The organism is Nocardia sp. CY41 (assembly GCF_009829325.1).
Taxonomy (GTDB): Bacteria; Actinomycetota; Actinomycetes; order Mycobacteriales; family Mycobacteriaceae; genus Nocardia.
Genome location: NZ_VUOS01000008.1, coordinates 13,915 through 40,041, shown reverse-complemented (window position 1 = coordinate 40,041; position 26,127 = coordinate 13,915). Strand labels below are relative to the sequence as shown.

21 protein-coding genes, 2 pseudogenes and 1 riboswitch are annotated in these 26,127 nt (G+C 71.1%); of the genes and pseudogenes, 8 read left to right on the top strand and 15 right to left on the bottom strand.

Annotated elements, in window-relative coordinates:
* Nucleotides 1–154: 154 nt before the first annotated feature.
* The 14 genes from GVY64_RS10890 to GVY64_RS10825 all read right to left on the bottom strand — a co-directional run bounded on the left by GVY64_RS10890 (nt 155) and on the right by GVY64_RS10825 (nt 16,956).
* Nucleotides 155–877, bottom strand: coding sequence for an FtsQ-type POTRA domain-containing protein (locus GVY64_RS10890; RefSeq protein ID WP_159840398.1), 723 nt, complete (start codon nt 875–877; stop codon nt 155–157).
* A 6-nt stretch (nt 878–883) separates the two neighbouring features.
* Nucleotides 884–2,407, bottom strand: coding sequence for a UDP-N-acetylmuramate--L-alanine ligase (murC, locus tag GVY64_RS10885; RefSeq protein WP_159840397.1), 1,524 nt, complete (start codon nt 2,405–2,407; stop codon nt 884–886).
* The gene (gene murG / locus GVY64_RS10880; protein ID WP_201297971.1) at nt 2,404–3,507 is read right to left on the bottom strand and encodes an undecaprenyldiphospho-muramoylpentapeptide beta-N-acetylglucosaminyltransferase; all 1,104 of its coding nucleotides are present in this window, start codon (nt 3,505–3,507) and stop codon (nt 2,404–2,406) included. Before murG ends, murC begins: the two co-directional genes overlap by 4 nt.
* Entirely contained in the window at nt 3,504–5,009 is a 1,506-nt protein-coding gene (gene ftsW / locus GVY64_RS10875) for a putative lipid II flippase FtsW (protein WP_201297970.1), read from the bottom strand. The genes murG and ftsW overlap by 4 nt, the downstream gene beginning before the upstream one ends.
* Before the next feature lie 160 nt (nt 5,010–5,169).
* Nucleotides 5,170–6,627: a UDP-N-acetylmuramoyl-L-alanine--D-glutamate ligase gene (murD, locus tag GVY64_RS10870; RefSeq protein ID WP_159840422.1), complete on the bottom strand. Its 1,458-nt coding sequence runs from the start codon at nt 6,625–6,627 to the stop codon at nt 5,170–5,172.
* Nucleotides 6,628–6,674: 47 nt separating this feature from the next.
* Nucleotides 6,675–7,751, bottom strand: coding sequence for a phospho-N-acetylmuramoyl-pentapeptide-transferase (gene mraY, locus GVY64_RS10865; protein ID WP_159840394.1), 1,077 nt, complete (start codon nt 7,749–7,751; stop codon nt 6,675–6,677).
* Nucleotides 7,748–9,277 carry a UDP-N-acetylmuramoyl-tripeptide--D-alanyl-D-alanine ligase gene (locus GVY64_RS10860; protein WP_159840393.1) on the bottom strand — a complete coding sequence of 510 codons (1,530 nt, stop codon included), beginning with the start codon at nt 9,275–9,277 and terminating at the stop codon, nt 7,748–7,750. Before GVY64_RS10860 ends, mraY begins: the two co-directional genes overlap by 4 nt.
* Nucleotides 9,274–10,857 (bottom strand): UDP-N-acetylmuramoyl-L-alanyl-D-glutamate--2,6-diaminopimelate ligase, encoded by a 1,584-nt coding sequence (locus GVY64_RS10855; protein ID WP_236566739.1) that lies wholly within the window; start codon nt 10,855–10,857, stop codon nt 9,274–9,276. The genes GVY64_RS10860 and GVY64_RS10855 overlap by 4 nt, the downstream gene beginning before the upstream one ends.
* A gap of 302 nt (nt 10,858–11,159) precedes the next feature.
* The gene (locus tag GVY64_RS10850) at nt 11,160–12,923 is read right to left on the bottom strand and encodes a peptidoglycan D,D-transpeptidase FtsI family protein (RefSeq protein ID WP_159840420.1); all 1,764 of its coding nucleotides are present in this window, start codon (nt 12,921–12,923) and stop codon (nt 11,160–11,162) included.
* Nucleotides 12,924–13,054: 131 nt separating this feature from the next.
* Nucleotides 13,055–13,831, bottom strand: a complete 777-nt coding sequence (locus GVY64_RS10845) for a hypothetical protein (RefSeq protein ID WP_236566738.1) — start codon at nt 13,829–13,831, stop codon at nt 13,055–13,057.
* Nucleotides 13,832–13,958: 127 nt separating this feature from the next.
* On the bottom strand, nt 13,959–14,933 hold the full coding sequence (rsmH, locus tag GVY64_RS10840) for a 16S rRNA (cytosine(1402)-N(4))-methyltransferase RsmH (protein WP_159840392.1): 975 nt from the start codon (nt 14,931–14,933) through the stop codon (nt 13,959–13,961).
* A gap of 183 nt (nt 14,934–15,116) precedes the next feature.
* The gene (gene mraZ / locus GVY64_RS10835) at nt 15,117–15,548 is read right to left on the bottom strand and encodes a division/cell wall cluster transcriptional repressor MraZ (protein WP_039797118.1); all 432 of its coding nucleotides are present in this window, start codon (nt 15,546–15,548) and stop codon (nt 15,117–15,119) included.
* A gap of 400 nt (nt 15,549–15,948) precedes the next feature.
* The gene (locus GVY64_RS10830) at nt 15,949–16,362 is read right to left on the bottom strand and encodes a DUF3040 domain-containing protein (RefSeq protein ID WP_159840391.1); all 414 of its coding nucleotides are present in this window, start codon (nt 16,360–16,362) and stop codon (nt 15,949–15,951) included.
* Nucleotides 16,363–16,515: 153 nt separating this feature from the next.
* Nucleotides 16,516–16,956, bottom strand: coding sequence for an SAV_6107 family HEPN domain-containing protein (locus GVY64_RS10825; protein ID WP_201297969.1), 441 nt, complete (start codon nt 16,954–16,956; stop codon nt 16,516–16,518).
* 170 nt (nt 16,957–17,126) lie between these two features.
* Between GVY64_RS10825 and GVY64_RS10820 the strand changes: the two genes are divergently transcribed.
* The 5 genes from GVY64_RS10820 to GVY64_RS10800 all read left to right on the top strand — a co-directional run bounded on the left by GVY64_RS10820 (nt 17,127) and on the right by GVY64_RS10800 (nt 22,232).
* Complete coding sequence (locus GVY64_RS10820; RefSeq protein WP_159840390.1) at nt 17,127–17,738, top strand: GNAT family N-acetyltransferase; 612 nt, start codon at nt 17,127–17,129, stop codon at nt 17,736–17,738.
* 7 nt (nt 17,739–17,745) lie between these two features.
* On the top strand, nt 17,746–19,311 hold the full coding sequence (locus tag GVY64_RS10815) for a phytoene desaturase family protein (RefSeq protein ID WP_159840389.1): 1,566 nt from the start codon (nt 17,746–17,748) through the stop codon (nt 19,309–19,311).
* Nucleotides 19,308–20,168: a carotenoid biosynthesis protein gene (locus GVY64_RS10810; RefSeq protein WP_159840388.1), complete on the top strand. Its 861-nt coding sequence runs from the start codon at nt 19,308–19,310 to the stop codon at nt 20,166–20,168. Before GVY64_RS10815 ends, GVY64_RS10810 begins: the two co-directional genes overlap by 4 nt.
* A gap of 80 nt (nt 20,169–20,248) precedes the next feature.
* Complete coding sequence (locus GVY64_RS10805; RefSeq protein WP_442939558.1) at nt 20,249–21,031, top strand: LppM family (lipo)protein; 783 nt, start codon at nt 20,249–20,251, stop codon at nt 21,029–21,031.
* A 34-nt stretch (nt 21,032–21,065) separates the two neighbouring features.
* Complete coding sequence (locus GVY64_RS10800) at nt 21,066–22,232, top strand: glycosyltransferase (RefSeq protein WP_159840386.1); 1,167 nt, start codon at nt 21,066–21,068, stop codon at nt 22,230–22,232.
* Nucleotides 22,233–22,257: 25 nt separating this feature from the next.
* Here the strand turns inward: GVY64_RS10800 and GVY64_RS10795 are convergent, their stop codons facing one another.
* A complete protein-coding gene (locus GVY64_RS10795) occupies nt 22,258–22,965 on the bottom strand; it encodes a hypothetical protein (RefSeq protein ID WP_159840385.1) in 708 nt (235 codons plus the stop codon).
* 387 nt (nt 22,966–23,352) lie between these two features.
* Nucleotides 23,353–23,446, top strand: a riboswitch (SAM riboswitch).
* Between the two features lie 107 nt (nt 23,447–23,553).
* On the opposite strand from GVY64_RS10795, the pseudogene GVY64_RS10790 reads away from it, so the two are divergent.
* From GVY64_RS10790 to GVY64_RS10780, 3 genes and pseudogenes are all read left to right on the top strand, one after another.
* Nucleotides 23,554–23,895, top strand: a pseudogene (locus GVY64_RS10790) (ABC transporter permease subunit); the annotation flags it as partial.
* A pseudogene (locus tag GVY64_RS10785) lies at nt 23,892–24,443 on the top strand (ABC transporter substrate-binding protein); the annotation flags it as partial. The pseudogenes GVY64_RS10790 and GVY64_RS10785, both read left to right, overlap by 4 nt.
* 63 nt (nt 24,444–24,506) lie before the next feature.
* On the top strand, nt 24,507–26,126 hold the full coding sequence (locus tag GVY64_RS10780; protein ID WP_159840384.1) for an ABC transporter substrate-binding protein: 1,620 nt from the start codon (nt 24,507–24,509) through the stop codon (nt 26,124–26,126).
* The last annotated feature ends 1 nt before the right edge of the window (nt 26,127 follow it).

The window sequence follows — 26,127 nt, the reverse complement described above, 5'->3', positions numbered from 1 at the left end:
GCAGGCGCGCCGAAACGAGAGCCAGAATCTTGCGTGATCCCGCTCGTCTCGCCGCTCCACACGTCGTATGGTGAACGGTTGCCCCCCGGCCCCCTTCTCCGTGCCGGAACTACTCCCGGACCGCCGAAAAATACCTGGGCGCAATGGGTGTGGATCACTTTACCGTGACCAGATTGGGACTCGACACATCGAACACCGTTCCGGGGCGCGTCAACAACGGCAACACCACCGCCGCCTTTCGTTCGGCGTCGTCGCTCCCGCCCCAGAGTACCGTGCGGCCATCCTTCAGATTCAGCGAAATGTCCGAAAGGGACCGCGCCGCAACCTCACTCACCTGAACTGCCAGCGCAGGCGGCACGATGGCGAGCACAGCGACCGCCGCCCTGGTCAGCGGATCGGCGCGGCCGGGATGAGCGGTGATCAACTTCGGCACGCCGATCGGCGCGGGCTCGACCGCGAATTCCACGCCGTCGGCGTCCAGCAGATGCGCGCCGTCCTGGCTGTCGTAGAACAACACCGCAGCCCGTTCGACGACCGTCACTCGGACCGTGGACGGAAATATCCGCTGCACCCGTGCCGTGCGCACCTTCGGAATGTTCGCCACCCGCCGAGCCATGGCGTCGGTGTCGATCCGCAGTATCGAGCGGCCGGACGGAATTTCGAGCAGATCCCGCACTTGTTGCTCGGGCACCGCCACCGCCCCGTCGATGCGTACCGTGCGCACCGACAGCGCCGGAGTGAACCAGGCGATCGCGGCGACCACTGTGAAGACGCACACGCCCAGCAATCCCCACAGGCGAATCCGGCGCCATTCGATCTCACCGAACCGATCGCCCGCGCGACGCCCGGCCGCGCGCGCCGACCCGACTCCGCGCACCCCCGGTCACCGTCCGTGCTGGGGACGCGCCCGTAATCCGTCGAGAATCTGGCTGCCGAGCATCGTCACGTCGCCCGCGCCCATGGTGATCACCACGTCGCCCGGCAACGCCAACCCCGCGACCTGGCGTCCGACCCGCGACATATCCGGTTGGTAGTGCACCGGCTTCGTCACCGACTGGGCGACCAGCGCTCCGTTCACGCCCGGCAGCGGTTTCTCCCGCGCGCCGTAGACGTCGAGCACGACGACCTCGTCGGCCAGGCTCAGCGCGGCGCCGAAGTCCTGCGCGAAGGTCGCGGTGCGGCTGTAGAGGTGCGGCTGGAAGACCACGATCACCCGCCCCTGCCTGGAGCGGGCGCCGTCGCGGGCCTCCTGCTGGACCAATTCGGCGGCGGCGCCGAGTACGGCACGCACCTCGGTGGGATGGTGGGCGTAGTCGTCGAACACCCGCACGCCGTTCTCCCGCCCGGCGAACTGGAACCGGCGGTGCACGCCGCCGAACCCTTCCAGGCCTTGGAGGATCTCACCCACGTCGGCGCTGGTGGCCTGAGCGGCGAGCAGGGCCCCGAGCGCGTTGAGCGCCATGTGCCTGCCCGGCACCGACAGGCGCAGCGTGCGCGGCGCGACCTCGTCGGCGAGCTGGAATTGCGCGAGGCCGCCGACGTCCCGCGGTTCCCAGCTGTGCAACCGGGCGCCCACCGGGACCGGCGCGTCCGCGAGGTCACCGGAGCCGTAGCCGAGGACGCGCACGTTCCGCTCGGCCAAGCGCGCGCCGACCCGCTCGGCCAGCGCTCGCGAGCCCGGATCGTCCAGGCATACCACCAGCAGGCCGCCCGCGGCGAGCCGATCGGCGAAGTCGTCGAAGACCCGCACGTAGGCCTCGTCGGAGCCGAAGAAATCCAGGTGATCGGATTCGATGTTGGTGACCACGGCGACGTCCGGGTCGTATTGCAGCAGCGAGCCGTCGCTCTCGTCGGCCTCCGCCACGAAGATGTCGCCGGTGCCGTGATGGGCGTTGGTGCCCGCCTCGTTCAGCTCGCCACCCACCGCGAAGGACGGATCGAGCCCGCAGTGCTGCAAAGACACGATGAGCATCGAGGTGGTGGACGTCTTGCCGTGCGTGCCGGAGACGAGCAGGGTGCGATGCCCCTGCATGAGCGAGGCCAGCACCGTGGGCCGCAACAACACCGGGATCTCCCGCCGCGCGGCCTCGACAAGTTCCGGATTGGTCTTCGGGATGGCCGCGTACGTGGTCACCACCGCGGTCGGGCCGCCGGGTAGCAGGTCCAAGGCGGTGGCGTCGTGGCCGATCCGCACCTGCGCACCCCGAGCGCGCAACGCGAGCACGCCCCGGCTCTCCTTCGCGTCCGACCCCGACACGGCGCCGCCGCGAGCCAGCAGAATCCGCGCGATGCCGGACATCCCGGCCCCGCCGATGCCGACCATGTGCACGCGCTCCAGCTCCGGAGGCAGCCCGGTCCGTTCGGCGCCGGTGTCCGGTGCCACCCGGTCGGCGGTGGTGTCGCTCATCGGCGCGCCACCTCCATCGCGATCCGCGCCACCTCGTCGGCGGCGTCACGGTGCCCGGCGCCTGCGGCGGCCCGGCCCATCTCGATCAGCCGTTCGGGGTCCATGAGCAGCGGAATCACCTCATCGATCACGTACTTCGGCGTCAACTCGGAATCGGGGACAATTCTGCCACCGCCCTGGCGCACCACGGGGCGGGCGTTGAGTTCCTGCTCCCCGTTGCCGTGCGGGAGCGGCACGTAGAACGCGGGCAGCCCGACCGCGGAGACCTCGGCGACGGTCATCGCGCCTGATCGGCAGACCACCGCGTCGGCGGCGGCGTAGGCGAGGTCCATCCGGGACAGGTACGGCACCGCCACGTACCGGGCGCCGTCCCCCTCGGCCTGGTCCACGTCGAGGGTGTTCTTGGGGCCGTGCGCGTGCAGCACCGAGATGCCCGCGGCGGCGAGCTGGGCAGCGGCACCGGAAACCGCCTCGTTCAGCGTCCGAGCACCTTGGGAACCGCCGAAGACCAGCAGCACCGGCCCGTCGGCCGGGAGACCGAAGTGCGCCCGCGCCTCGGCGCGCAGCGCGACGCGGTCCAGTGTGGTGATCGAGGCGCGCACCGGGATGCCCACCACCCGCGCGTCCGGCAGACCGGAGTCCGGGACCGCCGCGAGCACTCGCGCGGCGCGGCGAGCGCCGACCTTGTTGGCGATACCGGCCTTCGCGTTCGCCTCGTGCACCACCACCGGGACCGGACGTCTGCGGCGCAGCACGCCCGCACCCGCCGCCAGATACGCCGGAAGCGCCACGTAGCCGCCGAAACCGATGATCACGTCGGCTTCGACCGCATCGATGATCGAGCGGGTGGCGGCCACCGAGGCCCGCACCCGGCCGGGCAACCGCAGCAGATCGGCGGTGGGTTTGCGGGGCAACGGGACCGGAGGGATGAGCTCGAGCGGATAGCCGCGTTCCGGGACCAAGCGGGTCTCCAGGCCGCGTTCGGTGCCCAGTGCCGTCACTCGGATGCCGTCGTCGAGCCGCCGCAACGCGTCGGCCACCGCCAGCGCCGGTTCGATGTGGCCCGCCGTGCCGCCGCCCGCGACGATTACCGAGATCACCTGGATCTTCCCCGTTCTCTTGCGTGATTGACCGGATAGCTGGGTTCCCAAGCCCGGGTGGCGCGCGCCGAGCTGGTGCCGCGGCTCTCCGGCGAGCGACGCCGCGCCGGTTCCGCGCCGAACCGGCCGCCCCGCCCCCGCGGGAGCGCCGACGGTCCGCGGTCGGCCTGCCGCGGCGCCCGGCCGCGGCGGGCCGCGCTCGCCCGAGCCGGGGCGTACACCTCGGGTTTGGGCAACCGCAACAGCCTACTGAAACGGCCGTCCTGTCCGGCGTGCAGCGCCGCGACGGCCTCCGGCTCGTGTCGCGCGGCGTTGGCGATGAGCCCGAACATGAGCAGGGTGATCGCGAGCGACGAGCCACCGGCCGACACCAGGGGCAACTGCAGCCCGGTGACCGGCAACAGGCCCACCACGTACCCGATGTTGATCATGGCTTGTCCGGCGATCCACGTCGTCGCGGAGGCGGTCAGCAATTGCAGGAACGGATCAGCCGACCGGGCGGCGATGCGCAGTCCGGTGTAGACGAACAACGCGAACAACCCCAGCACCAGTGCGCAGCCGAGGAAGCCCAGTTCTTCGCCGATGATCGCGAAGATGAAGTCGTTGTGCGCGTTCGGCAGATAGCTCCACTTGGCCCGGCTCTGTCCCAGCCCTCTGCCCCAGATGCCACCGTCGGCAAGCGAATACAGGGCCTGTCGTGCTTGATAATTGTCGCCCTGCGGATCGGAGCCGGGGTTGAAGAACGACCGGACCCGATTCGACCGATAACCGGCCGACATCGCGAGCACGCCCGCGGCGACGACACCGGAGATCGCGATCGTCACGAACAGCCGCACCGGCAGACCGCCGAACCACAGCAGGGCGCCGAGAATGATGCCCACCGCCACCGTGGTGCTGAGATTCGGCTGGACCACGATCAGCAGGCACACCAGCACGCCCGCAGGGACGAGCGGCACCAGGATGTCCCGAAGGCTCGACCCGATCGCGCGCCGGGAAACGAGCAGGTGCGCGCCCCAGACGATCAAGGTCACCTTCACGACCTCCGACGGCTGCACCGAGACGGGGCCGAAGATCAACCAGCGACGCGCCCCCTGCACCTGCGTGCCGATACCCGGGATGAGCACCAGGACCAGCGCCAGCACCGACATCGCGAACAGCGGGAACGACGCCTGGCGCAACAGGCGCAGCGGAACCCGCAGGGCCAGGTAGAACAGGACGGCGCCGATCGCCGCGAACAACGTCTGCTGGATGAACAGGGAATACGCCGACCCGCCCTCCGCGTACTCCACGACTCCGGATGCCGACAGGACCATGACCAGTCCGAGCGCCGTCAGCAGCGTGGCGATCGTCACGACCAGATGGAACGACGCGAGCGGCCGCGCCAGCCACGACGCGGGACCTCGTCCCGCCCCGCCGACCCGCGGCGCTTGCGGGCCGGCTTTTCGCGCGGCCGATGCCCGGGCTGTCCTACCGGTCCAACGCCTGCCGTTACCCGAAGTCACGAAAGGTTCTCCCGCCCTGCCCGCTGTCGTCGCTCTCGGAGGACGTCCTGGGCGCGGCCGGAAGCGCGGCGACGGCGTGCACCGGTGTGGCTGCCGTTCGCGGGGCGATGACTCGGCCGACCGGGGCGGGCCTGGACACCGCACCTGCCCCGGTCGGCCGTCACCGCAAACCTCCGGCGTCGGTGGTCCCCAGGTCACCGTCTTCCAGGGCATGCACCGCAGCGGCGAAGCTGCGGCCCCGATGGGTGTAGTCCTCGAACATGTCCAGCGACGCGGCGGCGGGGGCCAGCAGCACGGTGTCGCCGCGGCGGGCGAATCCGGCGGCCGCTCGCACCGCACGCCCCATCACGGCGTCGGCCGCGGCGGCTTTCGACGCTTCGTCACCCATCCCTGCATCGTCTCCCGCGATCAGCTCCACCACGGGGACCTCGGGCGCGTGTCGCGCCAGCGCGGCCGCGATCACCGGCGCGTCCGCGCCGATCAGCACCGCAGCGACCAGCCGATCGGCGACCTCCTCGACGAGATCCTCGACGTGCGCGCCCTTGAGCTGGCCACCGGCCACCCAGACCACCTGCGGATGCGCCAGGATCGACGAACGCGCGGCATGCGGATTGGTGGCCTTGGAGTCGTCGACGAACTCGACGCCGGCCAGCTCGCGCACGAACGCCGACCGGTGCGGACCGACCTTGTGCTCGATCAAACCTTCCCGGACGAACTGCGGCGCGACGTCGATCGCCCTGGTCAGCGCGGACGCGGCGAGCGCGTCGGCGACGCCGGCGGGGCCGGGCGGGCTGATGTCGCCGACCTCGGCGAGGATGGCGGCCTTGGTGAACGCGCGATCGAGCAGTTTGCCGTCCACGACGCCGAGCTCGCCGTCGGCGGGCACTCCGACGCGGAAACCAACGGTTCGGCGTGCCTTGGACTTGCGGGCCAGCGAGGCCGCGACCGGGTCGTCCAACCCGACCACGCCGACCCGGCCGACCAGCGCCCTGGCCTTGGCCGCGGCGTAGGCGTCCAGGCCGCCGTGCCAATCCAGATGATCCTCGGCCACGTTCAGCACGACCCCGGCCTCCGGGCGCACCGACGGCGCCCAGTGCAGCTGGAACGACGACAGCTCGACCGCGAGCACCTGCGGACCGGGGTTGCGCCGCAGGGCGTCCAGGATGGGAAGGCCGATGTTGCCGCAGGCGACACTGGCGATGCCCGCGGCACGCAGGATCGCGTGGGTCATCTGAGTGGTGGTGGTCTTGCCGTTGGTGCCGGTGACGACCAGCCATTTGCGGACCGGACCGTAGATCCTGGCCTGGTCGACCCACCAGGCGAACTCCACGTCACCCCACACCGGCGTGCCCTCGGCCACCGCCGACGCCAGCACCGGCGAGTCCGGCCGCCAGCCCGGACTGGTGATCACCAGCGCGAACCGGCTCCAGTCCGCGTTCTCCAGCTCCGTGGTGGTGGCCACGTCGAGCCCGAGCCCGGCCGCCTCGGCCAAGGCGGCAGCGCCGCCGTCGGTGACCACCGGGCGCGCGCCGATGTCGAGCAGCGGTTCGACCAGCGAGCGTCCCGACACTCCCCAGCCTGCGACCAGAACGTCGCGACCCCGCAGGAATTCCAGCATCGGCCCCGGTGAGCGCAGGGCCCGCGGCGAATGTTCGACCATCTCGCTCACCCGACCGCGGAGAGGTATTCGCTGTAGAACAGCCCGAGCCCGACGGCCGAGGCCATCGCGGCCAGCAGCCAGAACCTGATGATCACCGTCGTCTCGGCCCACTTGCTGAGTTCGAAGTGATGGTGGAACGGAGCCATCTTGAACAACCGGTTGCGCGTCGTGCGGAAGACCGCGACCTGCAACACCACCGACGCCGTCTCGGCGACGAACAGCGCGCCGATCACGATCATCAGCAGTTCGGTCCGGGTGGTGATGGACAGGCCCGCAAGCAGGCCGCCCAGCGCGAGCGAACCGGTGTCACCCATGAAGATCTTGGCCGGCGCGGCGTTCCACCACAGGAACCCGACGCACGCCGCCGCGCCCGCGGCGCAGACCAGCGCGAGGTCCAGCGGATCGCGCACGTTGTAGCAGCCGGTCTCGGGCTTGGTCTCGCACGCGTGGTAGTACTGCCAGAACGTGATGATCACGTATCCGCCCAGCACCAGGCTCATCGATCCGGCGGCCAGCCCGTCGAGACCGTCGGTGAGGTTCACCGCGTTGGACCAGGCGACCACCACGAAGCAGACGAACACCAGGAACACGACCACGCCCATGGTCACCGTGCTGATGTCGCGCACGTAGGACAGGTGCCTGCTGGCGGGGGTCAACCCGCTCCCACCGCGGAACTGCAAGGCGAGAAAGCCGAAGATCACGGCCGCGGACAGCTGGCCGATGTACTTGCCCGCCGCGGTCAGGCCCAGGTTGCGCTGCTTGCGGATCTTGATGAAGTCGTCGACGAAACCCACCGCGCCCAGGGCCGTGGCCAGGCCGAGCACCAGCAACGCCGACGCCGACGGACCGTCGGCGTCGTAGCCGATGCCGATCAGATGGGAGCCGAGGTAACCGGCCCACATGCCGACCAGGATGGCGACGCCGCCCATCGTGGGGGTTCCGCGCTTGGCCTGGTGGCTGGCGGGTCCGTCGACCCGGATCTCCTGCCCGAAGCCCTGCTTGGCGAACAACCGGATCAGCAGCGGGGTGAGCAGGATCGAGACCGTCAGCGCGATCGCCGCGGCGAAGAGAATCTGCCTCATCCTGCTGCCTCCGTGTCCTGTCCCACCCCGCTGTTCGCCGCGCCGCCACGGGCGGCCGGGTCGGTCAGATGCTCGGCGACCGCCCACAAGCCGACCGACTTCGATGCCTTCACCAGCACCACGTCGCCGGGCGCGACTTCCCGTTCGAGCAGCGCGATCGCCGCGCCGATGTCCGGTACCAGGACCGATTCCTCACCCCAGGACCCTTCCATCACCGCGCCCTGGTGCAGCGCGCGGGCGGGCCGCCCGGTGCCGACGACGACCACCCGGCTGACGTCCAACCGCACCGCGAGCCGACCGATGGCGTCGTGTTCGATGACGGATTCCTCGCCGAGTTCGGCCATCTCGCCGAGCACCGCCCAGCTGCGCCGCGGCGAGTCGGCCGCGGGCGCCATGCTCACCAGCGCCTTGAGCGCGGCGCGGACCGAATCCGGATTGGCGTTGTACGAGTCGTTGACGACGGTGACGCCGTCCGCGGTGGTCCGTACGTCCATCCGGCGCGCGGACGCGGCGCGCGCACCGGACAGCGCCGCGGTGACGGTGTCCAGATCGGCGCCGCACTCCAGCGCGACCGCGATCGCCGACAGCGCGTTGCCGACCTGGTGCTCGCCGTGCACGGCCAGGCGCACCGGCGCGCTGCCCGCGGGGGTGTGCACCGTGAACGCGGCCCTGGCCTGGTCGTCGAGCCGGATGTCGGTGGCCCGCACGTCGGCGGTCGCGGCTTGCCCGACGGTCACCACCCGCGCCGACGTGCGCGCGGCCATCGCGGCCACCTGCGGATCGTCGGCGTTGAGCACGGCGAGCCCGGTCGGCGGCAACGCCTCGACCAGCTCGCCCTTGGTCTTCGCGATGGCCTCGCGACTGCCGAACTCGCCGAGATGCGCGGTGCCCACGTTGAGCACCACGCCGATGCCCGGCGGCGCCACCTCGGCCAGCGCGGCGATGTGCCCTGGCCCGCGCGCGGACAGCTCGAGCACCAGGAACCGGGTGCCCGCGTCGGCGCGCAACGCCGTCCACGGATGCCCGAGTTCGTTGTTGAACGATCCCGGCGGGGCCACCACCGCGCCCAGCGGCGCCAGGACGGCGGCCAGCAGGTCCTTGGTGGAGGTCTTGCCGGACGAGCCGGTGACGCCGACGACGGTGAGCCCGCCCGCGGCGACGAGACGCGACACGCTGGCGCGGGCCAGCGCGGCGAGCGCGGTCAGCACCGCGGCGCCGGAGCCATCCGAATCATGGCTGAGCGCAACCGACCTCGACGGCACGGCGCCGCGGGTGGGGGTGACCACGATGGCGGGCACGCCCACCGGCCGCGCCGCGAGCACCGCCACCGCACCCGCGGCGATCGCCGCACCCGCGTAGTCGTGGCCGTCGGAGCGCTCGCCCGGCAGCGCCAGGAACAGGTCGCCGGAACTGATTCGGCGCGAATCGAATTCGACCGCGCCGGTCACTCGCACCTCCGGGTCTGCGACGTCGTGCAGCGTGCCGCCGACGACCTCCGCGATCTCCCGCAGTGTCATCTCGATCATGAAACCGTCAAGTCCTCCGCGTGGTTACCTTGCGGACTGCGTCTTTCCAATACGGCCGCGAGTACGTCGCGGTCGTCGAAGGGGTGCTTCACGCCCTGGATCTCCTGCCCTGCCTCATGTCCCTTGCCCGCGATCAGCACCACGTCACCGGGGCGCGCCCACGCCACCGCTGCCGCGATGGCTTCCGCTCGGTCACCGATCTCCCGCACCTCGCCGCGCTCGGCTTCCGGGACCTCCAGCGCACCGGAGCGCACGGCGGCGCGAATGGCCGCCGGGTCCTCGGTGCGCGGATTGTCATCGGTGATGACCAGCAGGTCGGCGCCGCGCGCGCTCACGGCGCCCATCAGCGGCCGCTTCGCCGCGTCCCGGTCGCCACCCGCGCCGACCACCACCGCGAGCCGTCCCGCGGTGTCCGCCGCGAGATGCCCTCGCAGCGTGGCGATCACGGACTCCAGCGCCGCGGGCTTGTGCGCGTAGTCGACGATCGCCAGGAAGTCCTGTCCGCGCTCCACGCGCTGCATCCGGCCGGGCACGTCCACGGTCGCCAGCGCGGGCGCCGCGACCGACGGCTCGACGCCCGCCGCGGCGCACACCGCCACCGCCAGCAGGCCGTTGGCGACGTTGTAGTGGCCCGGGAGCCGCAGCCGTACCGCGATCTCCCCGTGCGGACCGGCAGCGGTGAAGTCTTGTTCGCCGCCGTGCGCCGCCACCGCGCCGGTGACGCTCCAGGCGGCGGTCCCGGTGGTCGCCACGGTGACGGGGTTCGGCAGACCCGCGGCCAGCCGCCGCCCCCACTCGTCGTCAACACAGACCACGGCGGTGCGCGCCGCGACCGGCGAATCGGGTTCGAACAGCTTGCGTTTGGCGGCGAAGTAGTCCTCGAAGTCGGCGTGGAAGTCGAGGTGGTCCTGGGACAGGTTGGTGAACGCGCCCACCGCGAACCGCACCCCGTCCACCCGGCCCAGTGTCAGCGCGTGGCTGGACACCTCCATCACCACCGCGTCCACGCCCTGCTCGACCATCAGCGCGAACATCGCGTGCAACTGCGGCGCCTCGGGCGTGGTCAGCGCGCTCGGCACCCGCCTGCCGCTGATCCTGGTCTCGATCGTGCCGATCAACGCGGTGGACAGCCCCGCCGCGGCCAGGCCCGCCTCCACCAGATAGGAGGTCGTGGTCTTGCCCGAGGTGCCGGTGATACCCACGATGCGCAGCCGCTCGGACGGATTGCCGTAGATCGTCGCCGACAGCTCGCCGAGCACCGCTCTCGGGTTCTCCCGCACCAGCACCGGCACGTCCAGCGGGCCGGCCAGCTCCGCGCCCGCCGCGTCGGTCAGCACCGCGACCGCGCCCCGGGCGACCGCGTCCCGCGCGAAACGCGCACCGTGCGCGCGGGCGCCGGGCAGCGCGGCGAACAGGTCACCGGGCAACACGGCGTTCGAGCGCTGCTCGATGCCGGTGACCGACACTCCGCGCACAGCCGATTCGGGACTCGTCGCGGCGCCGATGACGGCGGCCAGCGACGCCAGCGGCGTCGACGGCGAACGCTCTGGCCGCAATGCGCGCGGTTGACCGGACTGCACAGAAACCAGGCTCCTTTCGGGGGCGGCGATCGACGTGTCAGGTTACCGGCGACCGGTCACAGCGGGACCATGCGCCCCATCGCAAGGCCGGGGAGGTCGCCCACCGCACCCTACGGGTTCGCCCGCCCGCTCCGGACCGCGCCACGCGGCATCGGGACGCCACCGCCCGAGGACGCGACGCGCGCGGCGGGCCTGCACACGTCTCCGGCCCTCGAATACCGCACTCACCTGCAATTTCCTCCGCACAGATCCGATGTCTCGCTAGCGATCGCAGCCCCGGCACACCGGGCGGGACAACCCGTTCATCCCGCCTGCAGGACGAATTGCCGGGACGGCTGCGTGGACGGCGGAATGCGGTCGCGCTGCAGGGCCCACGAGGCGATGTTGTGGAACAGCGGAGCGACCGAACCGCCGCCGGAGCCGTCGGAACTGCGGACCGGCGCGTCGAGCATGAGCCCGATCACGTACCGCGGATTGTCCGCGGGAACCATGCCCGCGAAGGTGATCCAGAACGACGACGTGGAGTAGCACCGGCAAGCGCGATCGACCTTCTGCGCGGTACCGGTCTTGCCCGCCACCTGATAGCCCGTGATGGCCGCGGGCCATCCGGTGCCGTTCTGGTTGGCGTTCATCGGGTCACGCTGCACCACCGCCTGGAACATGGTCCGCAACGTGGCGGCGGTCTGCCTGCTCACCACGCGCACGCCGTCCGGCTGGATCTCCTCGGTGCGCGTGCCGTCGGGCGCGACCTTCGCCCGCACGATCCGGGGTGGGATCCGGACGCCGTCGTTGGCGATCGCCTGGTACATGCTCGCCATCTGCAGCGTCGTCATCGAAAGACCCTGCCCGATAGGGAGATTCGCGAAGGTGCCGCCGGACCACTGCTCCCGGTCCGGCATCAGGCCCGCGCTCTCGCCCGGCAGGCCGATGCCCGTGCGCTGCCCGAGCCCGAACCGGTGCGCCATGTCGGCGAAGCGATCCTCGCCCACGCGCTGCGCGAGCATCAGCGTGCCCACATTGGAGGACCGGCCGAAAATGCCCGTGGTCGTGTAGGGCTCGACACCGTGCGACCACGCGTCGTGCACCGTGACGCCCGCCATCTGAATCGCGCCGGGCACCTGATGCACCTCGTCCGGATCGGTCAGGCCGTAGTCGATGGCCGCGGCCGCCGTGACGATCTTGTTCACCGAGCCCGGCTCGAACACGTCCGTGACCGACGGGTTGCTCAATTGGGCGTTGGCCCACTTCTGCGGGCCGAGGCTGGGGTTGAAGGTGTTGTCGTTGGCCATCGCCAGCACCTGCCCGGTCCTGGCGTCCAGGACGACGGCCGAGGCGCTGCCCGCACCCGACACGTCCTTGGCCTGCTGCACCTGCTGCTGCACGTAGTACTGCAGGTCCGAGTCCAGGGTGAGTTCGACGGAGGCCCCGTTGACCGCGGGCTGCTCGTCGCGCCAGCTGCCGGGGATGACCGCGCCGTCGGAACCGCGATCGTAGGTGTGCGAACCGTCGGTACCGGCCAGCACCGAGTCCAGCGACGACTCGAGCCCGACCTGCCCGTGGCCGTCCCAGCCGACCGCGCCGACGACATTCGCCGCCAGCGACCCGCCAGGATACACCCGCGGACTCTGCTGATCGGCGCCGACTTGCGGGAATTTCTCGGTGATCTCGTCCGCGATACGCGGGTCGACGTTCTGGGCGAGGAACACGAATTGCTCGTCACTGTTCAGCTTCGCGAGCAGGTCCGATTCCGCGGGCGCGTCTTTGCCGAGCTTCTCGTGGACGGTGCGCGCGATGTCGCGCAGCCGCTGATCCGGATCCGGCGCCTTGTCGCTCTTGGCCCTGGCGTCCGCCAATTCCTTCCGGACGGCGACCGGCCGGAAGTGCAGCGCCTTGGCCGAGACGGTGAAGGCCAGCGCCTTGCCGTTGCGGTCGGTGATCGGCCCGCGGGTGGCCGGATCGGGTTGATGGGTGGTGCGCTGGCTGGCCGCCTGCGCGGACAGCCCGGGCGCCGCGACGCTCTGCACCCACAGCAATTGCAGCGCCACCACCGCGAGCGCGACGAGCATGACCACCCGGCCGACGCCGAGACGCAACCGGAGCGGACCGTCCGGGACAGCCGCGGCGGATGGCCGCGGCCTGCCCGTGGCATGGGGTGCCGCAGGCCCGCGTCGCCGGCGCGGTGCGGGCCCGGGATGGGTCACTGCGGCACTCCCTGGGGCGCCTGCTGCGGCGCTTCCGGGTCGGTCGAGGTTGCGTCTGCGGGCGGCCGCGGCGCGGCGGGGGGCGGCGTGGGCGCGGGCAGTCCCGCCTGCGGCGGAACGACCGCCGCGGGCGCTGCCGGGACCGGGCCGGCCGGCGCGTTCACCTGGGCGTCGGCCCGCGGCCCGGTGTTCGGCCTGCCCGGTACCGGAGCTCCGGGCGTGGTGGTGACCGGAACCACCCGCTCGCCTTGCGGCGAACGCGCCGACGGCCCCGCGTTCAGCGGCGGCACGGGAGTGCCCTGCGCCGGGGTGGGCTTGCCGATCACGGTGACCGAGCCGTCCGGTCCGATCAGCAGACGGGCCGGGTCCTTGGCGGGGATCATCCCCAGTTCGCGGGCCCGCAGAGCCAGTTCCGGCGCCGAATCGGCAACCTCGACCTCGCGCTGCAGGGCCGCGCGCTCGTCGGCCAGCCGCCGGTTCGTCGCCCGCGCGTCACCGAGCTGGTAGCTGTCCTCGGCGGCACGGGTGGTCAGCAGCAAGGTGAGCGCGAGGCCGCATCCGAGCAGGGCGATGATGGCCGTGACGAACGGGATGCGAGTGGCCATCGCCGAGCGCCGCACGGTAGGCAGGAAGGTGCTGTCCGACCCGGTCTCGGCACGCATCCGCCGCCGCGCGTAGGCGCGCTGCGCCGCGCCCGATTTCACCCGTTCGGCATCCTGGACCCGCCGGGCGACCCGGCCCGGCGCTTCGACGGTCCGCGTCCGCACGCTCATCGATTCCCCTCCTCTGTCCTCCCGGGACGCCGGATCGGCACAGCGCGCCGCTGTCTCATCCGGCCTCCGCCGGCTGCGCGGGACATCCGCGCCCGGCCGGCGCGGCGAAGCGCCGGGTACTGCTCGCTCACCGCGCCTCCTCGATCCGCTCGGCGGCGCGCATGCGTACCGGAGCCGCCCGCGGGTTGTCCTCGATCTCCTGCTCGGTCGCCTTCTCCGCGCCCCGCGTCAGCATCCGGAACTCCGGTCCCATGCCGGGGAGTTCGACCGGCAGGTCCACCGGCGTCCGGGACGCGGTGTGCGCGGCGAGCTCGTGCTTGACCACCTTGTCCTCCAGCGATTGGTAGGACATGACGACGATGCGGCCGCCCACGCGCAGCGCGGCCAGCGCGGCGGGCAGCGCGGCCCGCAGGGAGTCGAGCTCCCCGTTGACCTCCACCCGCAGCGCTTGGAAGGTGCGCTTGGCCGGATGCCCGCCGGTGCGGCGCGTCGCCGCGGGGATCGTCGCGTACAGCAGTTCCACCAGTTCGGCGCTGGTACGGAACGGTTTGACCTGGCGACGGCGGATCACCTCGGCGGCGATCCGGCCGGCGAAACGTTCCTCTCCGTAGGTCTTCAGCACCCGGGCGAGGTCGCCGTGGCTGTAGGTATTGAGCACGTCGGCGGCGGTGAGCCCGCTGGTGGGGTCCATCCGCATGTCCAGCGGGGCGTCGACGGAATAGGCGAACCCGCGGTCGGCCTCATCCAGCTGCATCGACGAGACACCGAGGTCCATCAGGATCGCCGAGACCGAACCGGTGGCGGGCAGCCCCGCCTCCCGCAGCGCGTCGGCAATGCCGTCATAGCGGGTGTGCACCAGCGTGATTCGGTCCGCGAAGGGCGCGAGCCGCTCGCCGGCAAGCTGTAGCGCGGTGGTGTCGCGGTCCAGCCCGACCAGATGGAGGCCGGGATAGGTGCTCAGGAAGTGCTCGGCGTGCCCCCCGAGGCCGAGCGTCGCGTCGACGTAGACCGCGCCCGGCTCGGACAAGGCCGGGCCGAGCAGCGCGTCGGCTCGCTCGAGCAGAACCGGAACATGGCGGGGACCGCGCTGTTCACGGTTCACCTCGACCTCCCGGAGTCTGCCTCGCGTCGTCGCGCACCGCACACGGGTCGCCTTGATACACAGTGCTTTCGATAGAAGTGCGAATGCCCCGTGGTCTCTGACCGAACTTCGGCACCTGGCGTCGGGGAAGTACGTCAGGGTCCGCGTCCGGGCAGAGACCGCGTGGCACTCGCGCGCCCGCGGCTAGAAGATTCCGCCCAGCGACTCGTCTCTGGCTTGCGAGAAGTCCTCCTCGTGCTCGGCGAGGTAGGACTCCCACGCCTGCTTGTCCCAAATCTCCAGGAAGTCGACCGAACCGATCACCACACAATCCCTTTGCAGGTTGGCGTAGCGACGATGGTCGGCGGACAACACGATCCGGCCCTGCGCGTCCGGACGCTGCTCGTCCGTTCCGGCCGCGAGGGCCCGGACGAACGCACGGGCCTGCGGATTGCTTCGAGACGCGGCCGCGGCTCGCCGGGCGAGCGCGGTGAACTCCTCTTTCGGGTACACGGCAAGGCTGTGGTCCTGCCCCTTCGTGACCATCAACCCTCCCGCCAGATCGTCTCGAAACTTCGCAGGCAACGTGAGTCGCCCCTTGTCGTCCAAGCGAGGTGTGTAGGTACCGAGAAACATCTCGATACCTCCCTAACGATCACCTCGATGGTCGGCCCTTCAGTACTGCGCGCTCCACATTACCCCACTTTCCCCCACTTTCAATCGAAACAAGCGGTGATCTGGCTCCCGACCCAGACGATTCCGCAGGTCATGCCAGCTATCACCGCCGTGGAGAACTTTCGCGAGTTCTGCCGACACGCGCCACCCCTGCGGACAAACGCCCGAAAACACCCAGCAAACACCCTGGCGCCCGCAGCGCGGGGGCCCGGTGGGGAACTTTGTGGGGAGGTGTGGGGGAAGGCGGAAGCATGGCCCGAAGATCATTCACGACACGGGGGCCACATACGCGAACCGGCGACGCCGCACCATTGCGGTGCGGCGTCGCCGGTCGTGCTGAAGTTGTCAGGCTACGGGCGAGCTACTCCTGCTCGAACCGCCGCCGGAAGCGATCCTCCATGCGCTCGGAGAAACCGCCGGTTTTCCGCTGGCGACCCCGGCTGCCCGAGCCGCCGGACGCCGCCTGGCCGCCGGGCCGATCAGTCTTGGCGATGCTCTTGGAGGTGCCGAGCAGCAGCAGCACGCCGGCGCCGAACATCACGATGAACCCGATCAGGCTGATGATCGGGAAGCCGCCGGGCTTCACTGGTGCGGCGATGCCTGCGACGAGGAGAAAGAGGCCGAGGACGAACAACGCCGCGGCCTGGAGTCTGCGACGACTCGAGGTCGAACGTAGCCGTCCGCCGCGGACGGACGAGGCGAACTTGGGATCCTCAGCATAGAGAGCGCTCTCGATCTGTTCGAGCATGCGCTGCTCGTGCTCGGAGAGTGGCACGGTACCTCCCCCGGCACTAGGACGTGGCTGTCGCCTCCGGGTAGACGACAGATAGCCGACCTTGGCGGCCATCTGACACCAATGATACGAGTTCGATCAGGGCCAGACCACCTAATGTGCGCAGTCGGACGTAGTCCGTCTTCAGCCCGTTAACTAAGCAGTCATCCCGCCGGACAATCCAGGGGCGGGCCGCAACCGAGCCGATGCCGCGAGGAGATCTTCCACGTCGTGCAGGAATGCCGCCACCCGCGAAGAGAACTCGTCCGCCTCGTGTTCGTCGACATTCCGGTCCAGTCCCGCCTCCAGCGCCGCCCGGAGTTCCGAGCGTGCGCTGAAGTAATCCGCCCACATCACGAATTCCGGCGCGGCGCGCTGCATCAGCACCCACGCATTGCGCGAGCGCGCCCGGGGTGCGGCATCGGCGCCCGTGAGGGCGATCACCGCGCCGGCGCCGCGCAGCGCCGCCAGGTAGGCGGTGCGGAACCGCTCGCGCGGATCCCGTTCCCCCGCCGCCTGCATGAGCAACCCGTCCGCGCGCTCCAGCAGTTTGCCGGCCCGGCCGGGCCGGCCCGGTTGTTCCACTCGACCAGACATCGCCGTCCCTCCACCATCGCGTACCTTGGCCGGTATCCGTGCTGGAGGCGGGGTGCCCCACCGCTTTCCAGCAACCGCCCGGACCGAACAGGTATTCGAACGTTTGAATTGAGCTTCAATATAAAGACGCCCACCGACAAACTTCCGCGTCCGCGCGACCGACGAGAGCCATGACCGCCGTCAAGCCCAATCACACTCCCGCACCCGCCGTCATCGATCTCTCGGTGGCGGCTCTGCGCTCCCGGCTGCACGACGCGCTGGCGGTCTACGTGGCCGCCATGGACTATCCGCGGGGGACCGAGAATCATCGCGCGCCGATGTGGACCGAGCACACCACCCGGCCCGGCTGGCAGGCGGTGGCCGCGGTGCTGCCCGACGACTCCGGCCGGATCGATCTGCGCACCGCACCGATCGTGGCGGTCGCCTACGGCTATCGCGGCGCCGCGCATCAGTGGTGGCACCAGCAGGTGCACAGCGGGATGCGCCGCTCGGGCTGGCCGGAAAACTCCGTGCGGGAACTGCTCTCGGACTACTTCGAGCTCACCGAGCTGCACGTGCATCCAGCCGCGCAGGGCCGCGGCATCGGCGGCACTCTGCTGGAACGGCTGCTGCGCGATCGCACCGAGCGCGCCGTGCTGCTGTCGACGCCCGAGGTCGCCGGTGAGGACAACCGCGCCTGGCGGCTGTACCGCAGGCAGGGTTTCACCGACGTGGTCCGTAATTTCGTCTTCGCGGGCGACAACCGGCCCTTCGCGATTCTCGGCAGGCGGCTGCCGCTGTGAGGGTCACGTGACGACGGTCGTCGTCGGCTCGGGTCACAACGCCCTGGTCGCCGCGTGCTACCTCGCCCGCGCCGGACACCGGGTCGAGGTGCTCGAACGCGACGAGGTCCTCGGCGGGGCCGTATCGACGGTCGAACGGTTCCCCGGCCATCGCGTCGATCGCGGTTCGTCGGCGCACATCATGATCCGCCACACCGGCATCATCGAGGAACTCGAACTCGATCGCTTCGGCCTGCGGTACATCGATTGCGACCCATGGGGTTTCACTCCCGCGCACGGCGGTCGCCCCGCCCTGGTGTTCCATCGCGATCTGGAAGCGACCTGCGCGTCGATCGCGGCGGCCTGCGGCCCGCGCGACGCGGACGCCTACCGCCGCTTCGTGCGGGCATGGGGCCCGCGCAGCGCCCGGGTGATGCGGGCCTTCGGCGGCGGTCCGACGCCGGGCAGGCTGGTGCGGTCGTTCTGGGGTCTGGAGGCGAAGGACGGCGGCAGCGCCCTGTCCAGGGAGTTCCTGCAATCCGGTGACGCGCTGCTGGACGCCTGCTTCGAGGACGAACGGTTGAAGGCGTCGCTGGCGTGGTTCGGCGCCCAGTCCGGCCCGCCGATGTCGGAGCCGGGCACGGCGCCGATGGTGGGGTTCGCCGCGCTCATGCACACGCTGCCGCCGGGGCGCGCTGTCGGCGGCAGCGGGGCGCTGACCACGGCGCTGGTGGCGCGGCTGCGTGCCGACGGCGGGGTGGTGAGCGCGGGCGACGCGGTGTCCGCGCTGCGCCGCGACGGCGAGCGCTGGCGGGTGCGCACCGCGTCGGGGCGAGAGCTGGGCGCGGACATCGTCGTCGCGGGCTGCCATGTGCTGACCACGCTGGAGCTGCTGCGCGCCGGCGGCTTCGACGGCGCGCAGCTCGACAGCTGGCGCAGGCGCATCCGCGTGGGGCCCGGAATCGGGATGGTGGTGCGGGCCGCCACCACGGCACTGCCTCGTTATCCCGGCAGCCCGGCCGACCAGTCCGCCCGCGGCCTGCAATTCCTGGTGTCCGATCGCGCGCAGCTTCGGCGAGCGCACGGCGCGGCGCTGGCCGGGGACCTGCCGCCGCGCCCGGTCGTCCTGGCCATGAGCTTCAGCGCCCTCGACCCGACCATCGCGCCGCCCGGCGCGCATCAGCTGTCGCTGTGGGCGCAGTGGCACCCCTACCGCCTGTCCTCCGGCGCCGAGTGGGCCGATCTCGCGCAGCGCGAAGGCGAGCGGATCATCGCCGAAGTCGACTCGTACGCGCCCGGTTTCGCGGACACGGTGACGCATACCCACGTGCAGACGCCGGTGGAGCTGGAGCGCGAACTCGGGCTCATCGGCGGCAACGTCATGCACGTGGAGATGTCGCTGGACCAGATGATGCTGTGGCGCCCGCTGCCCGAGCTGGCGGGCCAGCGGGTGCCCGGCGCGCGGGGACTGTATCTGACCGGCGCGTCCACCCACCCCGGCGGCGGCGTCTCCGGCGCGAGCGGCCGCACGGCCGCCGCTCTCGCACTGCGCGACCTGCACCGGCGCGGCCTGTCGCGGTGGCTGCGCCGATGACCGATCCGGGTGACCCGCCGCGTGCCGCCACGAATCGGACGGCATCCGGCCGGCCCGGGGACTCCCGGTCGCCGTATCGCTCGGCGGCCTTCCTCCTACCGCTGGCCCTCGTCGTCCTGACGGTCGCCGCGCAGATCGGATATCCGCTGGCCACGGGTAGCGCGCGGGACCGCGTCACCGTGGCGGTCGTGGTGCTCTCCGCCGCCGCCGCGCTGGCGCACGCGACCACGACCAGGGGCTTGCGCTACGCCGTCGGCTTCCTGGTCATCGTCTCCGGCATCGGGCTCGCGGCGGAGGTGATCGGCACCGCGACCGGCGTTCCGTTCGGCTGTTACCAGTACGCGACCGACCGGCTCGGCCCCGCCTTGCTCGAGGTGCCGCTGCTCGTCCCGCTGGCCTGGACCGGCGGGATGTATCCGGTGTGGGTGGTGGCGGGGATGGTGTCGCGCCGCACGGCCGCACGGGTCGTGGCGACGGCGACGGGCGCGGTGGGCTGGGACCTGTTCCTCGATCCGCAGATGGTGGCCGACGGGCAGTGGACCTGGTGCGACACCAGCTCCGGACTACCCGGGCTGGAGTGGATTCCGGTGACGAACTACCTGGGCTGGTTCGCCGTCGCGCTCCTGATGGGCGGATTGCTCGCGAGCTGGGAGCGGGCCGCGCCGGATCCCGCGCGGGTGCGCAGCCCCGCGATCGCGCTCACCGTCCCGGTGGCCTTGTTCCTGTGGACCTGGCTCGGATCCGCGCTGGCCCACGCGGTGTTCCTGGACCTTCCGTCGTCCGCGGGGTACGGCTTCGCCGGCATGGGCCTGCTGGGCGTCCCCCTGCTGGTCGTCCTGGCTCGCGCGCGCCGCTGACCGGGCCCGCCTCGCCGCGCGAAGCACGCCGACGCGCGCCGCGACTGGCGCGTTTCATTACCGGCGGTTGGCCTGGCACGATGTCACCCGTGCAGCCGAGTCCCGTCACCACGAAATCCGATGCCACGGACCTCGCGCCGCGGCGGACCCGACGCCGCGGCGCGCGCGTCGCTTCGGTCCTCCTGCTCGCGGCGATGCTGGTCCCGATGCTCGCCGGCTGCCTGCGGGTGCAGGTGTCGATGGGGGTCTCGTCCAACGACCGGGTGTCCGGACGACTCGTGGCCGCCGTGGTGCCCGCCGACCCCGGCGACAAGGGCCCGCAGCTGAAGGCCCCCGAAACGCTGGCGGCGAAGGTCCGGGTGGAGCAGTACGCCCAGGACGGATACGCAGGCAGCCAGGTCTTCTTCGAGGACTTGTCCTTCGGGGAGGTGCAGCAGCTCGGGCAGCTGTCCGAGCAGACCCAGGGCATGTTCCAGTTGCAGTTCCAGCGCACCGGCGACCTGGTCAGCCTGAGCGGGCGGGTCGATCTGAAATCCGTGCCGCCGCACGGCTCGGACGTGCAGTTCACCATCGCGTTCCCGGCCCGCGTGGCCAAGACCAACGGCAACCGCGAGGGCGACAACGTCGTCTCCTGGAAGCTGCCGTCGGGCGACGTCTCCAAGCTCCACGCCGAGGTCAGCTACGCCGACCCGAACACCCGCTCGTTCGCGGGCTGGGCGGGCATCGCGGGCGGGATCACGCTGGCGGTGGCCGCCATCGTCGCCGCGATGGCGTACATGGACCGCAACCCCGCCGCGCCCGGCGCGCCGGAAGTCGGCTTCTCGCTGAGCCGCTGGTGGCGCTCGGTGACGCAGAATCGCTGAGCGGCGGGTCGGTGTGCCGGGATAGCGTGACCCCATGGTGAGTGCCGACCTGCCGAAGACGTTGCGTGCGAACTCGATTCTGCCTGCCTGCGCAACCGCGGTGGCTGCGCTCGGCGCGGGGTTCGCGCTATACAACCGGCTCACCCTGCGGCGGTTGACGAACACTCCGACGACGGTGATCGAGCCGGTCACCGTCTGCGTCCCGGCGCGCAACGAAGCCGACCGGCTGCCCGATCTGATCGCCGATCTGCGCGCCCAGGTGGGCGTACCGCGCCTGGCGGTGCGCATCCTCGACGACGCCTCCACCGACGGCACCGGTGCGGCCGCAGGCGCGGCCATCGATGACGACCCGCGCTTCACCGTGCTGCGCACCGAGTCCGATCCCGTCCCCGGCTGGACCGGGAAGGCCGCCGCCTGCGTACGTCTGGCCGAGGAGGTGTCGACGCCGGTGCTGATCTTCTTGGACGCCGACGTGCGGCTGGCGCCGCAGGCGCTCGCGGCGGCGGTCGGCGCGCTGCGAGCGGGACGAGCCGCGCTGGTCTCCCCATGGCCGATGCAAGTGGCCGCATCCGTGGCGGAGGCCGTCGTGCAGCCCCTGCTGTGCTGGTCGTGGGCCTCGACGCTGCCGGTGGCCGTGGCCGACCGGAGCCTGCGGCCCGCGACGGCGGTGGCCTGCGGTCAGTTCCTCGTGTTCGACAACGCCGCCTACCGCGCGGTGGGCGGTCACACGGCGGTGGCCGGGAGCGTCACCGAAGACCTCGACATCGCCCGCACGCTGCGGCGAGCCGGTCACTCCACCGCGCTGGCGGCTGCGGGAGGGCTGGCGCGCACCAGGATGTATCGCGGTGCGGCCGAAATGGACGCGGGCTACACCCGGTGGCTATGGTCGGCCTACGACGGCACGATCGCGGGTGGAGCGGCGGTGGGACTCTTGGCGGCTCTGGCCTATTGGGTGCCGCCCGTGGCGGCGGTAGCCGGCCGGGGCAGGGTCCGGCGGATCGGCCTGCTCGGCTGGCTCGCCGCCGTCGCCGGGCGACTGCTGGCCCGCTCGACCGAAACCGGCGGCCCCGTGAGCCGCGCGGATGTGGCGGCCGCCGTCGCGCATCCGGTGTCGGTGGCGGCGTATCTGCTGCTGTGGGCGCGTTCGCATCGGGCCCGCCGCCGCGGCACGGCGCGCTGGAAAGGTCGCTCACTCACCTGAGCGGCCGCGCCGCGGCCTGCGGAACTCACGGCACCGCGGTGATTCCGACCGTCGGCAAGAACATGCAGGACTTGGCGCCGTTCTGCACCGTGCCGAACACCGCGGCGAGAACGGTGCCCTTGCCGGTGTCCACCGGGACCGCACGCACCCCACCCATCGGGAGGGAAGCGACCAGGAAGTCCCGGATCGCCTGCTCGGCCGCGGGCCGCAGGTCCGCGGGAACGGCCGCGGGGATCATCGAGCGGGCGACCTCCGGCAGCGGCCCCATGGCCGCCGTGCCGCCACGGCCGGTGCTCAGGTTGAGCCACGCCACCTGCATGCCCCCGGTGTTGGAACCGTCCGGTCCGAGACCGTAGGGCACGAAGGTGAACATGGCCTGCCCCGCTTTGACGGCGCTGAGGTCTTGGCCGGGAATCTGCACGGTGTTCTTCGGCCAGGGCCCCGGGATGGCGCCCGCCACGGCAGGCGCCAGACCGGCCGTGGTGTTGTCGAGGCAGAATGCCGACGCGCTCGGATAGGCGAAGGGCTGGATACCGAGGGCGCGCAGCGCGTCGATCGCGGCTTGGTAGGCGCCGAACAGGTCACCGGGGGCGGCGACCGGCACGGAGTGATCGGAGAACGCGGGAAGCGTGGCATCCGGAGTCGCGAACGCGGCGGCCGGGCCGGCGAGCGCGAAGACGATGGAACTGGTCGCGACAGCGGACAACTGGGTCAGACGGCGCAATATGGTCACGAAACCTCCTCATCGGCGGAACGATCGAGGGGCACAGTACTCCGGCAAACGCCTCCAACAGCCCGGATTTGGCATAGCAATTTCTTGGCGAGTCCTGTTTGCCCGGAACGGACTTCCGCGTGCCCGACCGGCGTTCCCCAGCCCTGGCGATAGTCGTATGCTGCATCGGGCCGCCGGATCCCGCCTTCGCACGCTCGCCCTCCGCGACGCGACCAGGCCCCACCGCCGCCCGCGAGCGAGCAGCGCATCCCTGGTTACTCCAAAGATCCGAGGCATCGGCGTCGACAAGGTCTACGCTCACGCTGATTACTTCCCTTGTTCCGCGCTTCCCTTGCTGGGCATCATGATTCGGCTCGCCCCCGACATTCGTTGCCGGGGGTTCGGCGCCAACCATCCAGAGCGACCGAGAGACCTGGCTCGTCGACGTCGCAGCAACCCCCCGGTCACCGGGTGCGGGTGCTTCCGCCGGGACCGATGGAGGAACGAAGTGATCATCGAGGACCCGTCGTGAGTGCGTCCACGGCACCTGACGTCGCCCCCGAAACCGTCACGGCCACCGAAGCGGGCCCGGTCGGCGCCCACGTCCCCGTGCCCGCCGATTCCTGCGCGACGCCCCCCGTGGCCAAGACCCGGCACCCCTGGCGCTGGGTGGTCAGCGCCGTCGCGCTCATCCTGCTCGCCCAGTTCGCGCACGGTCTGGCCACCGATCCCGGCTGGGATCGGCCGACGTTCGCGCAGTACATCACGGCGAAGTCGGTGCTGTCGGCGTTGCGGGTCACCCTGGAGCTGACCGTCTGGGGCACGGCGCTGGGTTTTCTGCTCGGCACCGCCCTGGCAATCGCCCGGTTGTCGAACAATCCCGTGCTGCGGGTGATCTCGTGGGTCTACATCTGGGCGTTTCGTTCCATCCCGCTCATCGTGCAGCTGTTGTCCTGCCCGAGGAACGCAAGGAGAAGTACGACTTCGCGACCTACCGCAAGGACAACGTCGCGCTGGAGGTACCGATCCAGAGCAAGTCGGAATACAAGGATCGGACGAGCCCGGCGGGCAAGCGGATCGGCGTCGGCAGCGGCACCAATCAGGAGCAGTTGCTGGTGAAGTGGAACGAGCAGAACCGGGCCGAGGGCCTGCCGCCGATCGACATCGCCTACTTCCAGCAGGTCACCGACTACTACCTGGCGCTGGCCTCGCAGCGGCTGGACGGCTACCTCGGCCCGAACCCGACCGCCGTCTACCACGCTGCCACCGCGAAGCAGACCAGGATCGTGGGCACCTTCTCCGGCGCGGGCGAGGCGCTGCAAGGCGAGATCGCGGTGCTCACCAAGAAGGACAACGGGCTGATCACCGCCGTGCAGCACGCGCTGGCCCACGCCATCGAGCACGGCGCCTACCAGCAAGTGATCGACCGCTGGGGCCTGCAGAGCGAGACGGTCACCGAATCGCGGATCAACCCGCCCGGCCTGCCGAAGAAACGGTGAGCCGATGACATACCCCGCCCAGGGCGAGCCGTTCGCCCGCACCGAAGTATCTGGAGTTGCCCCGTGACTCGAACCCGTCACCGAATCGTCGCGCTGGCCGGCGCGCTCGCCGCGGCCACCACCGTGGCCGCCTGCGGCAGTGATTCGGCCGCGCTCGGCGGCGACGCGGGCCCGCCCCAGCCCGGCGGCACCCTGCGCTACGGCCTGTCCCAGGCGCCGACCTGCTCGGATCCCGCCCAGGCCGGCACCAACCAGACGCTGTACGTCGCCCGCCAGATCGTGGACTCGCTGACCGACCAGGACCCGGCCACCGGCGAGCTGAAGCCGTGGCTGGCCCAGAGCTGGGAGGCGAGCCCCGACGCGAAGGTCTTCACCTTCCATCTCGTCGACGGCGTCACCTTCAGCGACGGCACGCCGCTCACCGCGGAATCGGTGCGCAACACCTTCGACTCGGTCGTGAAGCTCGGCTCGGGCAAGGCGCCGCTGGGCAGCAGTTATCTCACCGGCTACGTCGGCACCACGGCCGTGGACCGGCTCACGGCCCGGGTCGAGTTCAGCAAGCCCAACGCGCCGTTCCTGCAGGCGTCCTCGACCGCCGCGCTCGGCATCCAGGCCGACGTGACCACCGCCAAGCCGGCCGAGCAGCGCTGCCTCGGCGACAACGTGGGCAGCGGACCGTTCACCTACGCGGCCTACCGCCAGGACGCCTCGGCGACGCTGGTCAAGCGCACCGGCTACCACTGGGGTTCGGCGGTGTTCGCCCACCGCGGCGAGGCCTACCTGGACAAGATCGAGTTCACCGTGGTGCCCGAATCCGGAGTGCGCACCGGCAGTCTCGCCTCCGGGCAGCTGGACGCGATCAGCGACGCGCTGCCGCAGGACGCCCCGCAGATCGAGGCGGCGGGCGGCCGGGTGCTCAGCACCGCAAACCCGGGCGTGCCGTTCGGCTTGCAGGTGAACGTCACCCGCGGGCCGCTGCGCGATCCGGCGGTGCGCCAGGCGCTGCTGCCCGCGATCGATCGCAAGCAGCTGGTGGACACCGTCCTCGGCCCGCAGTTCAAGCCCGCCACCAGCACGCTGGCCGGCACCACCCCCGGCTACACCGACCTCTCGGCACGCCTGGCCTACGACCCGGCGAAGGCGCGCACCATCCTCGACCAGGCCGGGTGGATCCCAGGCGCGGACGGCGTCCGGGCGAAGAACGGCGAGCGGTTGTCGTTCTCGGTGCTGTTCAGCCAGGTGTTCGCGGGCAATCAGGCAATCCTCGAACTGGTGCAGCAGCAGCTGCGGCAGGTCGGCGTCGAGCTGAAGCTGGACCTGGTGTCGGTGGCCGAGACCACGGCGCGGCAGAACAGCAAGGACTTCGACACCTCCTACAGCAACACCACCCGCGCCGACGGTGACATCCTGCGCACCTCCTTCGGTCTGGACGGACGCAATCTCAACGCGCGCGGCCCCGTCCCCGCGTTGGACGACGCGCTGAACGGGCAGGTCAGCACCATCGACACCGCGACACGCAACCGGCTCATCCGTATCGCGCAGGAACAGGTGCTCGACGCCGGACTGCAGATCCCGACCGTCGAGCTGTCCCAGGCGATCGGGGCGGGCGCGAACACGCGGGATCTGAAGTTCGAAGCCTCGGCGCGATTGCAGTTCTTCGACACCTGGCTGAGCGGACGCTAGC

Coding starts and splice junctions, on each gene's coding strand:
- murC (WP_159840397.1), bottom strand. CDS start 2,407: ATGAGCGACACCACCGCCGACCGGGTGGCACCGGACACCGGCGCCGAA.
- murD (WP_159840422.1), bottom strand. CDS start 6,627: ATGCTGGAATTCCTGCGGGGTCGCGACGTTCTGGTCGCAGGCTGGGGA.
- mraY (WP_159840394.1), bottom strand. CDS start 7,751: ATGAGGCAGATTCTCTTCGCCGCGGCGATCGCGCTGACGGTCTCGATC.
- GVY64_RS10860 (WP_159840393.1), bottom strand. CDS start 9,277: ATGATCGAGATGACACTGCGGGAGATCGCGGAGGTCGTCGGCGGCACG.
- GVY64_RS10850 (WP_159840420.1), bottom strand. CDS start 12,923: ATGCTCGTCGCGCTCGCGGTGGTGGCGCTGCAATTGCTGTGGGTGCAG.
- GVY64_RS10845 (WP_236566738.1), bottom strand. CDS start 13,831: ATGAGCGTGCGGACGCGGACCGTCGAAGCGCCGGGCCGGGTCGCCCGG.
- mraZ (WP_039797118.1), bottom strand. CDS start 15,548: ATGTTTCTCGGTACCTACACACCTCGCTTGGACGACAAGGGGCGACTC.
- GVY64_RS10825 (WP_201297969.1), bottom strand. CDS start 16,956: ATGTCTGGTCGAGTGGAACAACCGGGCCGGCCCGGCCGGGCCGGCAAA.
- GVY64_RS10820 (WP_159840390.1), top strand. CDS start 17,127: ATGACCGCCGTCAAGCCCAATCACACTCCCGCACCCGCCGTCATCGAT.
- GVY64_RS10810 (WP_159840388.1), top strand. CDS start 19,308: ATGACCGATCCGGGTGACCCGCCGCGTGCCGCCACGAATCGGACGGCA.
- GVY64_RS10805 (WP_442939558.1), top strand. CDS start 20,249: ATGTCACCCGTGCAGCCGAGTCCCGTCACCACGAAATCCGATGCCACG.
- GVY64_RS10800 (WP_159840386.1), top strand. CDS start 21,066: ATGGTGAGTGCCGACCTGCCGAAGACGTTGCGTGCGAACTCGATTCTG.